Source organism: Streptomyces sp. NPDC051136 (genome assembly GCF_044455745.1).
Taxonomy (GTDB): domain Bacteria; phylum Actinomycetota; class Actinomycetes; order Streptomycetales; family Streptomycetaceae; genus Streptomyces.
This window is the reverse complement of the sequence record NZ_JBITFE010000006.1, coordinates 462173-475788: the sequence shown is the minus strand read 5'-3', so window position 1 is coordinate 475788 and position 13616 is coordinate 462173. Positions and strand designations below refer to the sequence as shown.

Genomic DNA, 13616 nt, shown 5'->3' with positions numbered 1-13616 from the left:
CGTACCGGCGCTGGGCAAAGCGGGTCTCGGAGGTTGGTCACAACGGCCCCGGGCGACCCGGAACTGCGATGCTGGAGGGTATGAGCTACACCACAGCGGCCCTGGTCGGTCCCGTCACCCTGGACGACGTGCGCGGAGCCCAGAAGATGCTCTCGGGCGTGGCACGGGTGACGGCGATGGAGGGCAGCCGGCACCTGTCGCAGCTGGTCGGCTCGCCGGTGCACTTCAAGTGCGAGAACCTCCAGCGGACCGGCTCGTTCAAGCTGCGCGGCGCCTACGTGCGGATCGCCGGACTGCTGCCCGAGCAGCGGGCCGCGGGGGTGGTCGCGGCGAGCGCGGGCAACCACGCGCAGGGCGTGGCGCTGGCGTCGTCCCTGCTCGGCGTGCGGTCGACGGTGTTCATGCCGAAGGGCGCGCCGCTGCCGAAGATCAGCGCCACCCGGGACTACGGCGCCGAGGTGCGGCTGCACGGACAGGTCGTCGACGAGACGCTGGCCGCCGCACAGGAGTACGCGGAGCGGACCGGGGCGGTGTTCATCCACCCCTTCGACCATCCCGACGTCATCGCGGGCCAGGGCACGGTCGGGCTGGAGATCCTGGAGCAGTGCCCCGAGGTGCGGACCGTCGTGGTCGGCATCGGCGGGGGCGGGCTCGCGGCCGGTATCGCGGTGGCGGTGAAGGCACTGCGGCCGGACGTGCGGATCGTGGGCGTGCAGGCGGAGGGCGCGGCGGCGTACCCGCCCTCGCTGGCCGCGGGGCGCCCGGTGGCGGTCGAGAACCCGGCCACGATGGCCGACGGCATCAAGGTGGGGCGGCCGGGCGACGTGCCGTTCGGGATCGTCGGCGAGCTGGTGGACGAGGTCCGCACGGTCTCCGAGGACGCATTGTCCACCGCCCTGCTGCTGTGCCTGGAGCGGGCGAAGCTGGTCGTGGAACCGGCCGGCGCCAGCCCGGTGGCGGCGCTGCTGAGTGAGCCGGACGCCTTCGCGGGACCGGTGGTCGCGGTCCTGTCCGGCGGCAACGTGGACCCGGTGCTGATGCAGGGCGTGCTGCGGCACGGCATGGCCGCGCAGGGCCGCTACCTGGCGGTCCGGCTGCGGCTGACGGACCGGCCCGGCGCCCTGGCCACGCTTCTCGGGGTGTTGTCAGTGGTCGACGCTAACGTCCTCGATGTGAGCCACGTGCGGACTCATCCGCGGCTCGGGCTCACGGAGGCGGAGGTTGAACTGCACCTGGAGACGAAGGGCCCGGAGCACTGTGCCGAGGTCGGCGGGGCGCTGCGGGAGGCGGGTTACACCGTCATCGCCTGAGCCCCGACGGGGAGCGGTGGCCGCTTCGTCGCCCGTTCGTCACTCGTTCGAGTAACTGCATTGTGAGACGCGATACATCGCGTTACGGTGTGTCGTGTGTTCGCTCGATGAGCGCGGCGAAACGTACAAACCTAGGCTTTTCCGAAGATTTCCCCGACGACGTGGAGACTCATATGCCAGGCGCCATCTATGCCGAAGGCCTGGTGAAGACCTTCGGTGACGTAAGGGCTCTGGACGGCGTCGACCTGGACGTCCCCGAGGGCACGGTCCTCGGCCTGCTCGGGCCGAACGGCGCGGGCAAGACCACCGCCGTCCGCTGCCTGACGACCCTGTTGCGACCCGACAGCGGCAGAGCCGTCGTCGCGGGCATCGACGTCCTCAGGCAGCCCAACGAGGTACGGCGTTCCATCGGCCTCTCCGGCCAGTTCGCCGCGGTCGACGAGTACCTGACCGGCCGGGAGAACCTGCAGATGGTCGGCCAGCTCTACCAGATGAAGGGCAGGGCGGCGAAGGCCCGGGCCGGTGGGCTGCTCGACCAGTTCCACCTCTCGGACGCCGCCGACCGCCCCACCAAGACCTACTCGGGAGGCATGCGCCGCCGGCTCGACCTGGCGGCCGCCCTGGTCGTCTCCCCGCCCGTCATGTTCATGGACGAGCCGACGACCGGCCTCGACCCGCGCAACCGGCAGGAGCTGTGGGAGGTCATCAAGCAGCTGGTCGCCGGCGGCACGACCCTGCTGCTGACCACGCAGTACCTGGAGGAGGCCGATCACCTGGCGCACGACATCGCGGTCGTCGACCACGGCCGCGTCATCGCCCGCGGCACCTCCGACCAGCTCAAGGCCCGCACCGGGGGAGAGCGCGTCGAGGTCGTGGTCCACGAGCGCGAGCACATGGGGACGGCTTCCGAGGTGCTGGCCCGGTTCGGCAAGGGATCGACCACCGTCGAGGAGCACACCCGCAAGCTGACCGTCCCCGTGACCGGCGGTGCGAAGCTGCTCGCCGAGGTCATCCGCGAGCTGGACGTCCGCGGCATCGAGATCGACGACATCGGCCTGCGCCGCCCCACCCTCGACGACGTCTTCCTCTCCCTCACCGGCCACGTGGCCGAGGTGAAGGACGAGACCAGTGGTCCGGCGGACGCCGCCGGCCGCGAGCAGCAGAAGGAGACCGCCCAGTGAGCGCCGCCACCGACACGACGCCGCCCGCGGCGCCGGCCAACGCCATCGGCCAGTCCGTCCGGGACTCCCTCGTCATCGCCCGCAGAAACCTGATCCGGATGACCCGGATCCCGGAGATGGTCCTGTTCGGGATCATCCAGCCGGTGATGTTCGTGGTGCTCTTCACGTACGTCTTCGGCGGCTCGATGAAGATCGGGAACACCACCGATCCGGATGTCTACAAGGACTTCCTGATGGCGGGCATCTTCGCGCAGACCGTCACCTTCGCCACCGCCGGATCGGCGGCCGGCATCGCCGACGACATGCAGAAGGGGCTCGTCGACCGCTTCCGGTCCCTGCCGATGGCCCGCGGTGCGGTCCTCACCGGCCGCACCGTCGCCGATCTCGTACAGACGGCCATCACGCTGCTCGTCCTCGCGATAGTCGCGCTGATCGTGGGCTGGCGCACCGGGTCCGCCGACCCGACCAGCGCCGGGGAGGTCCTGGCCGGCTTCGGGCTGCTGCTGCTCCTGGGCTACGCCTTCACCTGGATCGGCGCGCTGATCGGTCTGTCCGTGCGCACCCCGGAGGCGGCGACCTCGGGAGGGATCATCTGGCTGTTCCCGGTGACGTTCGTCTCGAACGCCTTCGTGGACTCCAGTCAGATGACGCCCTGGCTGCGGCACATCGCCGAGTGGAACCCGTTCAGCGCCACGGTGCAGGCCTGCCGGGAGCTGTTCGGCAACCCGGGTGTCGTGCAGTCCGACGCCTGGCCGATGCAGCATCCCGTCTGGGCCTCGCTGATCTGGTCCGTCCTGATCATCGCGGTCTTCCGGACGCTGGCGGTGCGCAAGTACCGCTCGGCGGCCAGCTGACCTCACGACCCACGGCCCCCGGGACTCACAGTCCCGCGAGACTCACAGCCCCGCGGGACTCACGTTCCCCGGGACTCACGGACCCCGGGACCCACGGGCCGCGCATCGGCAGAACGACGACGAGCCCCCGGCGTCACGGGGACACCGGGGGCTCGACCAAGCCGGTCGGCCGGCTGCGGCCGGCCGACGGGGCGCGTCAGCCGTTGTACGGCTCGGCCGTGAGGATTTTCACCGAGGCCGGCTTGCCGTTGGGCAGCTCGTACTGCGCGTCCTCGCCGACCTTGTGGCCGAGGACGCCCGAGCCCAGCGGGGACTGCGGCGAGTAGGTCTCGATGTCCGAGCTCGCGTACTCGCGGGAGGCGAGCAGGAAGGTCAGCGTGTCGTCCTCGTCACCGTCGAAGGCGATCGTGACGACCATGCCGGGTGCCACCACGCCGTCGGCGGCCGGAGCCTCACCGACCTTGGCGCTCTCCAGCAGCTGGGTCAGCTGGCGCACGCGGAGCTCCTGCTTGCCCTGCTCCTCCTTCGCCGCGTGGTACCCGCCGTTCTCGCGCAGGTCCCCCTCCTCGCGAGCCGCGGCGATCTTGGCAGAGATCTCGGTGCGCGCAGGACCAGTAAGGTATTCAAGCTCCTCCTTGAGCTTGTTGTACGCCTCCTGGGTCAGCCAGGTGACGTTCTCGCTGGTCTGGGTCACGGGTGCTCCTCGTTGGTACTGGGAATACAAATCAACGCCCTACCCAGAAGGATGTTCCTTCACGGAAGGGCGAAACCACGAGCCTAACAATTCAGTGGCCAAAGGGGGAGGACATAAGCCACCAGATTCATGTCGCAGCAGGCCAGACGGTACGTATTGGCGCCGGCGAGCCCCGTCGGATCACTCCGGATGACAGCCGAGCAGCTCCGCCGACGTCCCCGCGGCCTTGGTGCGCAGGGTGACGACCTTGTCGATCCGCGTCTCGTCCCCGTCGAAGCGGAAGTCGGCCCGGCCCACCTCGTCGCCGTCCTCCGCCTGGGAGCGCACCGTGCAGTAGCCGGTGACCCCTTCGTCCTTGCGGACCTCCAGGTGGACCTGCACCGAGTCGTCGGCGAGCTCGAAGCCGATCAGCTCACCGCTGATCTTGTTCTGGCCGACGTAGTGGTAGCCGAACCAGCCGATGAGCGCGAGCAGGAGCGCGCCGAGCACGGCTCCGACGGTCTTGAGGGTGCGATCGGCGCGTTCGTCCGAGGAGCGGCCGTACCGACCCTGAGGCGTCCGCGTGCTCGCCGTACTCATGATCGTCCTCTCGGCAGAAGCCGGTCCGTCCGGGCTTCGGAATTTTTCGTCCCCCGATTCGGTCACTATAGAAGCCTCCGATTGCGCCGATGCACACGGGCGCCGACTGACCCGAGGATTGAGTCTTGACTGACCAGCTGCGACTGATGGCCGTCCACGCCCACCCCGACGACGAGTCGAGCAAGGGCGCGGCCACCATGGCGAAGTACGTGTCCGAGGGGGTGGACGTGCTGGTGGTGACCTGCACCGGCGGGGAACGCGGCTCCATCCTCAACCCGAAGCTCCAGGGCGACGCGTACATCGAGGAGAACATCCACGAGGTGCGCAGGAAGGAGATGGACGAGGCCCGGGAGATCCTGGGCGTGGGTCAGGAGTGGCTCGGTTTCGTCGACTCCGGTCTGCCCGAGGGCGACCCGCTGCCGCCGCTGCCGGAGGGCTGCTTCGCCCTGGAGGACGTCGACAAGGCGGCCGGTGAGCTGGTGCGGAAGATCCGCTCCTTCCGGCCCCAGGTGATCACCACCTACGACGAGAACGGTGGCTATCCCCACCCGGACCACATCATGACCCACAAGATCACGATGGTGGCGTTCGAGGGTGCGGCCGACACCGAGAAGTACCCCGAGGGCGAGTACGGACCGGCGTACCAGCCGCTGAAGGTCTACTACAACCAGGGCTTCAACCGGCCCCGCACCGAGGCACTGCACAACGCGCTGCTGGAGCGCGGCCTGGAGTCGCCCTACCACGACTGGCTCAAGCGCTGGGCGGAGTTCGAGCGCAAGGAGCGCACCCTCACCACGCACGTGCCGTGCGCGGACTTCTTCGAGATCCGCGACAAGGCGCTGATCGCGCACGCCACGCAGATCGACCCCGACGGGGGCTGGTTCCGGGTGCCGATGGAGATCCAGAAGGAGGTCTGGCCCACCGAGGAGTACGAGCTGGCCAAGTCCCTCGTGGAAACCTCCCTCCCCGAGGACGACCTCTTCGCGGGCATCCGGGACAATGCCTGACATGAGTGCAAGCGCAAGCCTGGCAATGACGCACCTCGTCACCCTCGCCGAGCTGGACGAGGACAAGGTCACCCCCGGTGTCCTCGGGTTCGTCGTGTTCGCGGTGATGGCCCTGGCGGTGTGGGGCCTGATGAAGTCCATGAACCGGCACATGGGCAAGGTCGACTTCAAGGAAGCGGCGGAGCCGGACGCCTCCGGCGGCGGCGAGGCGAAGCCCCAGCGGGGTTAGCCCCGCCGGGACCAGGCCGGGACCAGGCCGGGACCAGGCCGGGACAGAGCCCCGCGTCCCGGCGGTCACGCCGTGACCGCCACGCCCATCACCTCCCTGGCCTGGCGGCCCGGGACCATGCCCAGACGCCACGCCTGCCAGCCCGCCTCCAGTTGCACGCCGCGCTCCAGGAGGAGCTGGTAGGCGTCCACGTAGTCGTCCAGCTCGGTGTCGCGGGCGGGGTGACGGGCGCGGGACAGCTGGGCCAGTTCCTCCTGCGCCACCGCCGTGCCGACCTCCACCCCGCCGGGGGCCGCGTAGGGCAGCAGCGTGCAGCGCAGGAAGCGGGCCCAGTCCTCGCCCCGCCGGTCGCCGTACCCGGCGAAGAGGGCGGCGGCCTCGTCGCACAGGGCCAGCGCCTGCGGGGTACGGGCGTTGCCCGCGTCCACGACCGCCAGTTCCAGGCACGTCCAGGCCTCCCCGTGCGCCACGCCGATGCGCTGGAAGTCGGCGCGCGCGTCGACCAGGAGCTGGCGGGCGAAGCCCGAGTTGCGCAGCGAGCCGGTCTGGGCGGCGCGCTGGTCCCGGGTGACCCGGGCCGAGTGGTGCCGGGCGCAGGCCAGGCCGTACACGTCCCGCATCCGGGAGAACATCGTGCGCGAGCGTTCCAGCTCGCGCACCGACTGGTCCAGGTCGCCGGTCTCCTCCAGGGCCTGGCCCAGGTAGTAGACGGTCCACGCCTCGCCGCGGGCGTCCTCGTTCTCGCGGTGCCGGGCCGCCGCCCGCCGCAGCTCCGCCACCGCCTCCGAGGCGTCGCCGTCCACCAGGCGGGCCCGCGCCAGCTGGGTCAGCGCCCACGCCTCCCCGCGCGCGTCCTGGGTGCGGCCGTACAGCTCCAGGGCCGCCCGCAGGTCCTCCTCCGCGCCCGGGACGTCGCCCCTGCGCAGGTGCAGCTGGCCGAGCTGGAAGTGGGCCCACGCCTGGCCGTGCAACGACTCGCCCGCGCGGTGCAGCACCAGCGACTCGGTGAGCAGCTCCAGGGCCTCGGCCAGCCGGGCCCGGTCGCGCTGGACCGCCGCCAGCGCGTGCAGCGTCCACGCCCGGTCCGTGTCCAGCTCGGGAGCGGCCTGCAGGTCCAGCGCCTCCCGGAGCTTGGCCGCCGCGTCGGTCAGGTTGCCCTGGTGGTGCAGCGTGATCCCCAGCGAGCACAGGGCACGCGCCGCACCGGCGTCGTGGTGGGCGTCCCGGTACAGGTCGACCACGGAGGCCAGTGTCGTACGCGCCTTGTCCAGCTCGCCCAGCTGTCGGGCCGCGATGCCGGTGCGCCACTGCACCGAGCGCACCAGCAGCCCCTGGTCCACGGACTGCGCCAGCTCGCTGATCTCCCCCAGCCGGTACAGGTCGCCGCGCAGCAGGCAGTAGTCGCACAGCGCGCCCAGCAGGTTCAGCACCGCGCCCTGGTCGACGCCCTCCGCGTGCCGCAGCGCCGCGGTGATGAAGCTCGACTCGTCGTCCAGCCAGCGCAGCGCCTCGTCCAGGGACGTGAAGCCGTACTGCCCGAACTGGTTGGAGCGGGTCGACATGTTGCCGTCGACCAGGCGCAGCACGGAGTCGGCCAGCTCGGCGTAGTTGGCGATGAGGCGTTCCTGCGCGGCCGTCCGTTCGCCGGGCTCCTCCTCGTCGGCGAGGCGGGCGCGGGCGAAGGCGCGCACCACGTCGTGCAGGCGGTAGCGGCTGCCCCGGACGTGGTCGATCAGACCCGCCCGCGACAGGGCCGTCAGCTGCCGGGTGGCCTCCGTCTCGTCCGTGGCGAGCAGCGCGGCGGCGGCAGCGGCACCCAGCGAGGTGCGTCCCGCCAGCGCCAGCCGCCGCAGCAGCCGCCGGGCCGGCTCGGACTGGTCGGTGTAGCGCAGCCACAGCGCCCGCTCGACCGGTTCCACGGGGCCGTAGGCGCCCAGGTCGGTCGCCAGCGCGCGCGGTGAGCGCGGGCCCAGCGACGACCCGGCGATCCGCAGGGCCAGCGGCAGCCCGCCGCACAGGTGCCGGATCAGATCGCCGGCCTCGGCGTCGTAGGGCCCCGACGCGTCCTCGGCGGCGGCGCCCAGCAACTCCTCCGCGCCGGCCGCGTCCAGCGCCTCGACGGGCAGGTCGTACACCCGGGCCGGCAGGTCGGACGGCAGCCGGAGTGCCTCGCGCGCGGTGACCAGCACCAGGCTGTCCGACCGCTCCGGCACCAGCGCCCGTACCTGCTCGGGGTCCGAGGCGTCGTCGAGGACGACGGTGACCGGCACGCCCGTCAGATGCTGGTGGTACAGCTCGCTGAGCCGCTTGACCTGCTGGTCGGCGGAGGACCGCTCCCGGAACAGCAGCTGTTCGCGCGGCGCCCCGAGCCGGTTCAGCAGGTGCAGCAGGGCGTCCCGGGTGTTCAACGGCGACTCGCCGCCCGCCCCGGCACCTCCCGCCTCCGAGCCGCCCGGTCCGCCCGCGCCCGAGCCGCGCAGATCGACCAGGCAGGCCCCGCGGAAGTAGTCCCGCAGCTCGTGGACGGCCCGCACCGCCAGCGTCGTACGGCCGCTGCCCGGCGGTCCGTGCAGCACGACCACCGTCGGCTTCGTCTCCGTGCTCGCCCGGGCCGCCTGCACCCACTGCCGCAGCCGCGCCATCTCCTGCCGCCGGCCCGCGAACGGGCCGTCCGCCACCGGAAGTTGCCCGAACGACTGCTCCAGGGCGCTGCGCCCCCGCGCGGCCGCGCTCTTGTCGGCGCCCCGCAGCTTCGGCCCGGTCCTGGCCGGCCCGGTGGACGCGGCGAGCATCCGCTGCTGGTCCAGGAAGGGCCGGATGCCGCGCACCTCCAGCGCGGTGAGCCACTGCAGCCGCAGCTGCTCGGGCCCGCCGGGCTGGCCGGCCGCCCCGGCCCGGTGATGGGCGGCCGGCACATGGACGCCGGCCACCTTCACCACCGTCGCCGCGGCGCCGACGACCCCGACCGTCATTCCCGCGCCCACCGCGGTGCCGGTCCCGGTGCCGAGCGCCACGTCGGCCACCACCGCGGCGACGGCCGCCACGGCGGCCACCAGCAGCGGCGTGCCGGCGCCCTCACGGGCGTAGCGCTGGCGGAAGGTGAGCTGCCCGGCGGCGGCCTCGTCGAGTGCGTGGGTGTAGGCCGCGTACTCCTCGCCCGCCGTTCCCGCCATGGCGTCCAGTGCCGCGCGGGCCCGGGAGAGCAGCACGTTCCCGTCCGTACGTCCGCCCGAGCGCCGGACCTCCTCCTCCACGGCCCGCCTGAGCAGCGCTTCGGCCTCCGCCCGATGACTGTCCCGCATCGCGCCCCCTCCGGCGGCATCCCTCCTCCGCCGGGACCGCTCCGGATGCCCCGGTGGCCCCGGGCGTCCCGGAGCCCTCCCGGCCCGGTCCCCGGGTCCTTCCCCGCTTCCGCGTCGGTCAAGACTCCTGCGGCGAGGAGAGCCTGCGGAGGGTCGTGCGGCGCCCGCCGGTCGTGCGGCGGCCTCTTCCCGGCCGGGAAATTCGACGAATTCCGCTCTTGACCCGGGTGGGCGCAGCCACTAATTTGCCAGGGAAGCAGACCCATGACTACCGAGAGGAGGCGACCGACGGATGTACACCAACTCCGATCTGAGTCGCCTCGCCCGCCGCACCGTGTGGGTTTCGGGTCGGGTCGCGCACGGCTGCTGACACGCCGTTCCCCGTGCCCTGACGCGGCACGTCCCGGGTTTCCTCCCTCTTCACTTCACGGCACGCCGTTGTCGCGTGCCGATGTGCGCTCGCTTTCTCTGCGCGGCGCGTATGAACCAAGAAAGCTGCCTGAAATTGGCGAACATGATGAATCGACGCGTCCCGAGTCGAAATGAAGGTCGGTCATGACAACGGCACGGATCACCGTCAACGGAAAAGAAGCACCGATCGCGCCGTCCGCGCCCCACACCACGGTCCTCGACTTCCTGCGCGAGCGCGGTCTCACCGGCACCAAGGAAGGCTGCGCCGAGGGTGAGTGCGGCGCCTGCTCGGTCCTGGTGGCCCGCCCCGGGGTGAACAAGCCCACCGACTGGGTGCCGGTCAACGCCTGCCTGGTCCCGGTCGCGGCGCTCGACGGCCAGGAGGTCGTCACCTCGGAGGGCCTCGCCACCGTGCAGGCGCCGGGCACCCCGCCCGCCCTGCACCCGGTGCAGGAGGAGATGGCGGTCCGCGGCGGCTCCCAGTGCGGCTACTGCACGCCGGGATTCATCTGCAGCATGGCCGGTGAGTACTACCGTCCCGACCGGTGCGCCCACTCGGAGCCGGGTGCCGACGCGGCGGACGGCAGCGGTGACGGCGGCGACGCCGAGCACGGCCCGAACGGCTTCGACCTGCACGCGCTCAGCGGCAACCTGTGCCGTTGCACCGGCTACCGGCCGATCCGCGACGCCGCCTTCGCCGTCGGCGCGCCCGCCGACGAGGACCCGCTGGCCCAGCGCCGCGACGAGGCCCCGCCCGCACCCGTAGCCACCGAGTACCGCCAGGACGACCGCGCCTTCGTGCGCAGGGACACCCTGGCCGAGACCCTGCGGCTGCTGCGCGAGCGGCCCGACGCGGTCGTGGTCGCCGGCAGCACCGACTGGGGCGTGGAGGTCAACATCCGCTCCCGCCGCGCCGACTGCGTGGTCGCCGTCGACCGGCTGCCCGAACTGCGGGAACTGCGCGTCGAGGACGACCGCGTCGAGATCGGCGCGGCCCTCACACTCACCGAGATCGAACGCCGTCTCGACGGCACCGTCCCGCTGCTGGCGCAGCTGTTCCCGCAGTTCGCGTCCCGGCTGATCCGCAACGGCGCCACGCTGGGCGGCAACCTCGGTACCGGCTCGCCCATCGGCGACAGCCCGCCGGTGCTGCTCGCGCTGGAGGCGTCGCTGGTGCTCGCCGACGCCGACGGCGAGCGGGAGGTCCCGCTGGCCGACTACTTCACCGGTTACCGGCAGAGCGTGCGCCGTCCCGGCGAGCTGATCCGCGCGGTACGCGTCCCGCTGCCGCTGTCGCCGGTCACCGCCTTCCACAAGATCGCCAAGCGGCGGTTCGACGACATCTCCAGCGTGGCCGTCGCCTTCGCGCTGGACGTGGACGGCGGGATCGTCCGCAAGGCGCGCATCGGCCTGGGCGGCGTGGCCGCCACCCCGGTCCGCGCGCTCGCCACCGAGGCCGCCCTGGAGGGCAGGCCGTGGACGGCCGGGACCGCCGAGGCCGCGGCCCGGGTGCTGCGCGGCGAGGGCACCCCGATGGACGACCACCGCGCCAGTTCCCTCTACCGTTCCGCGATGCTCGGCCAGAGCCTGCTGAAGCTGTACGCCCAGACCACCGAGGCGGTGCCGTCATGAGCCATCTGTCAGAGCGTCCCGAGAAGCCGGCCGTCGGCGTCTCGCTGCCCCACGAGAGCGCCTACCAGCACGTCACGGGCACCGCGCTCTACACCGACGACCTGGTCCAGCGCACCAAGGACGTGCTGCACGCCTACCCGGTCCAGGTGATGAGGGCCCGCGGCCGGATCACCGCGCTGCGCACCGCCCCCGCGCTCGCCGTGCCCGGCGTGGTCCGCGTCCTGACCGGTGCCGACGTGCCCGGGGTCAACGACGCCGGCATGAAGCACGACGAGCCCCTCTTCCCCGACGAGGTCATGTTCCACGGCCACGCCGTCGCCTGGGTGCTGGGCGAGACCCTGGAGGCGGCGCGGCTCGGCGCGGCGGCCGTCGAGGTGGACCTGGAGGAACTGCCCTCCCTGATCACGCTCCAGGACGCCATCGCGGCGGACAGCTACCACGGCGCCCGCCCCGTCATGACGCACGGCGACGTCGACGCGGGCTTCGCCGACTCCGCGCACGTGTTCACCGGCGAGTTCCAGTTCTCCGGCCAGGAGCACTTCTACCTGGAGACGCACGCGGCGCTGGCCCAGGTCGACGAGAACGGGCAGCTGTTCATCCAGAGCAGCACCCAGCACCCCTCGGAGACCCAGGAGATCGTCGCGCACGTGCTCGGCGTGCCCTCGCACGAGGTGACCGTGCAGTGCCTGCGGATGGGCGGCGGCTTCGGCGGCAAGGAGATGCAGCCGCACGGCTTCGCGGCCGTCGCCGCGCTCGGCGCCAAGCTCACCGGCCGTCCGGTCCGTTTCCGGCTCAACCGGACCCAGGACCTGACCATGTCCGGCAAGCGGCACGGGTTCCACGCGGGCTGGAAGATCGGCTTCGACACCGAGGGCCGCATCCAGGCCCTGGAGGCCACCCTGACCGCGGACGGCGGCTGGAGCCTCGACCTGTCCGAGCCCGTCCTCGCCCGGGCGCTGTGCCACATCGACAACACGTACTGGATCCCCAACGCGCGGGTCGCCGGCCGCATCGCCCGGACCAACACCGTCTCCAACACCGCCTTCCGCGGCTTCGGCGGGCCGCAGGGCATGCTGGTGATCGAGGACATCCTCGGCCGCTGCGCGCCGCGGCTCGGCCTGGACCCGATGGTGCTGCGCGAGCGCAACTTCTACCGGCCGGGCCAGGGCCAGACCACGCCGTACGGGCAGCCGGTCACCCAGCCCGAGCGGATCGCCACCGTCTGGCAGCAGGTGCGGGACGACGGCGGCATCGCCGACCGCAAGCGCGAGATCGCCGCCTTCAACGCGGCCCACCCGCACACCAAGCGGGCGCTGGCGGTCACCGGCGTCAAGTTCGGCATCTCGTTCAACCTCACCGCCTTCAACCAGGGCGGCGCGCTGGTGCTGATCTACAAGGACGGCTCCGTCCTGATCAACCACGGCGGCACCGAGATGGGCCAGGGTCTGCACACCAAGATGCTCCAGGTGGCCGCGACCACCCTGGGCATCCCGCTGCACAAGGTGCGCCTCGCCCCGACCCGTACCGACAAGGTGCCCAACACCTCCGCCACCGCCGCCAGTTCCGGCGCGGACCTCAACGGCGGGGCGATCAAGAACGCCTGCGAGCAGTTGCGCGAGCGGCTGCTTCAGGTGGCCGCGAGCCGGCTCGGTGCGAACGCCTCCGACGTGCGCATCGTCGACGGCGTCGCGCGCGCCCTGGGCGGCGACGCGGAGCTGGCCTGGGACGACCTGGTGCACACCGCGTACTTCCAGCGGGTCCAGCTCTCGGCGGCCGGCTACTACCGGACCGAGGGGCTGCACTGGGACGCGAAGTCGTTCCGGGGGACTCCGTTCAAGTACTTCGCCATCGGCGCCGCGGCGACCGAGGTGGAGGTCGACGGCTTCACCGGCGCGTACCGCATCCGGCGGGTGGACATCGTCCACGACGTCGGCGACAGCCTCTCCCCGATGATCGACATCGGTCAGGTCGAGGGCGGCTTCGTGCAGGGCGCGGGCTGGCTGACGCTGGAGGACCTGCGCTGGGACACCGGGGACGGCCCGAACCGGGGCCGGCTGCTGACCCAGGCGGCGAGCACGTACAAGCTGCCGAGCTTCTCGGAGATGCCCGAGGAGTTCAACGTCCACCTGCTGGAGAACGCCACCGAAGAAGGCGCCGTGTACGGCTCCAAGGCGGTCGGCGAGCCCCCGCTGATGCTGGCGTTCTCGGTGCGCGAGGCGCTGCGTCAGGCCGCCGCCGCCTTCGGCCCGGCCGGGGTGAGCGTCGAACTGGCCTCGCCCGCCACGCCGGAGGCGGTGTACTGGGCGATCGAGGCGGCCCGGCAGGGCGCCACCGCCGGGGACGGCCGGGAACGCGGCGAGGCCGCCCCCGACCACGGCGGGGTCCGCAGCGGCGCGGAAGCGCTGAGCGGTGCCTGA

At 72.1% G+C, this 13616-nt stretch carries 10 protein-coding genes; 7 read left to right on the top strand and 3 right to left on the bottom strand.

Annotated elements, in window-relative coordinates; all coding sequences use genetic code 11:
• Positions 1-80 precede the first annotated feature (80 nt).
• The 3 genes from ilvA (at position 81) to ACIBCJ_RS20060 (ending at position 3345) form a co-directional block, all read left to right on the top strand.
• Entirely contained in the window at positions 81-1310 is a 1230-nt protein-coding gene (gene ilvA / locus ACIBCJ_RS20070; protein WP_362506589.1) for a threonine ammonia-lyase, read from the top strand.
• Between the two features lie 173 nt (positions 1311-1483).
• Complete coding sequence (locus ACIBCJ_RS20065) at positions 1484-2491, top strand: ATP-binding cassette domain-containing protein (protein WP_365980076.1); 1008 nt, start codon at positions 1484-1486, stop codon at positions 2489-2491.
• The gene (locus ACIBCJ_RS20060; protein ID WP_362104469.1) at positions 2488-3345 is read left to right on the top strand and encodes an ABC transporter permease; all 858 of its coding nucleotides are present in this window, start codon (positions 2488-2490) and stop codon (positions 3343-3345) included. The genes ACIBCJ_RS20065 and ACIBCJ_RS20060 overlap by 4 nt, the downstream gene beginning before the upstream one ends.
• 196 nt (positions 3346-3541) lie before the next feature.
• Here ACIBCJ_RS20060 and greA read toward each other — a convergent pair whose 3' ends face one another.
• Positions 3542-4039, bottom strand: coding sequence for a transcription elongation factor GreA (gene greA / locus ACIBCJ_RS20055; protein WP_133887093.1), 498 nt, complete (start codon positions 4037-4039; stop codon positions 3542-3544).
• A gap of 180 nt (positions 4040-4219) precedes the next feature.
• The gene (locus ACIBCJ_RS20050) at positions 4220-4618 is read right to left on the bottom strand and encodes a DUF4307 domain-containing protein (RefSeq protein ID WP_133887094.1); all 399 of its coding nucleotides are present in this window, start codon (positions 4616-4618) and stop codon (positions 4220-4222) included.
• 125 nt (positions 4619-4743) lie between these two features.
• On the opposite strand from ACIBCJ_RS20050, the gene mca reads away from it, so the two are divergent.
• Together mca and ACIBCJ_RS20040 are read left to right on the top strand one after the other, a co-directional pair.
• Positions 4744-5625 carry a mycothiol conjugate amidase Mca gene (mca, locus tag ACIBCJ_RS20045; RefSeq protein ID WP_133887095.1) on the top strand — a complete coding sequence of 294 codons (882 nt, stop codon included), beginning with the start codon at positions 4744-4746 and terminating at the stop codon, positions 5623-5625.
• Complete coding sequence (locus tag ACIBCJ_RS20040) at positions 5618-5854, top strand: hypothetical protein (RefSeq protein ID WP_362104472.1); 237 nt, start codon at positions 5618-5620, stop codon at positions 5852-5854. Before mca ends, ACIBCJ_RS20040 begins: the two co-directional genes overlap by 8 nt.
• Before the next feature lie 65 nt (positions 5855-5919).
• Here the strand turns inward: ACIBCJ_RS20040 and ACIBCJ_RS20035 are convergent, their stop codons facing one another.
• Positions 5920-9156, bottom strand: a complete 3237-nt coding sequence (locus ACIBCJ_RS20035; protein ID WP_365980075.1) for a tetratricopeptide repeat protein — start codon at positions 9154-9156, stop codon at positions 5920-5922.
• Positions 9157-9711: 555 nt separating this feature from the next.
• Between ACIBCJ_RS20035 and ACIBCJ_RS20030 the strand changes: the two genes are divergently transcribed.
• Together ACIBCJ_RS20030 and xdhB are read left to right on the top strand one after the other, a co-directional pair.
• The gene (locus ACIBCJ_RS20030; protein WP_365980074.1) at positions 9712-11199 is read left to right on the top strand and encodes an FAD binding domain-containing protein; all 1488 of its coding nucleotides are present in this window, start codon (positions 9712-9714) and stop codon (positions 11197-11199) included.
• Positions 11196-13616: a xanthine dehydrogenase molybdopterin binding subunit gene (gene xdhB, locus ACIBCJ_RS20025; RefSeq protein WP_365980073.1), complete on the top strand. Its 2421-nt coding sequence runs from the start codon at positions 11196-11198 to the stop codon at positions 13614-13616. The genes ACIBCJ_RS20030 and xdhB overlap by 4 nt, the downstream gene beginning before the upstream one ends.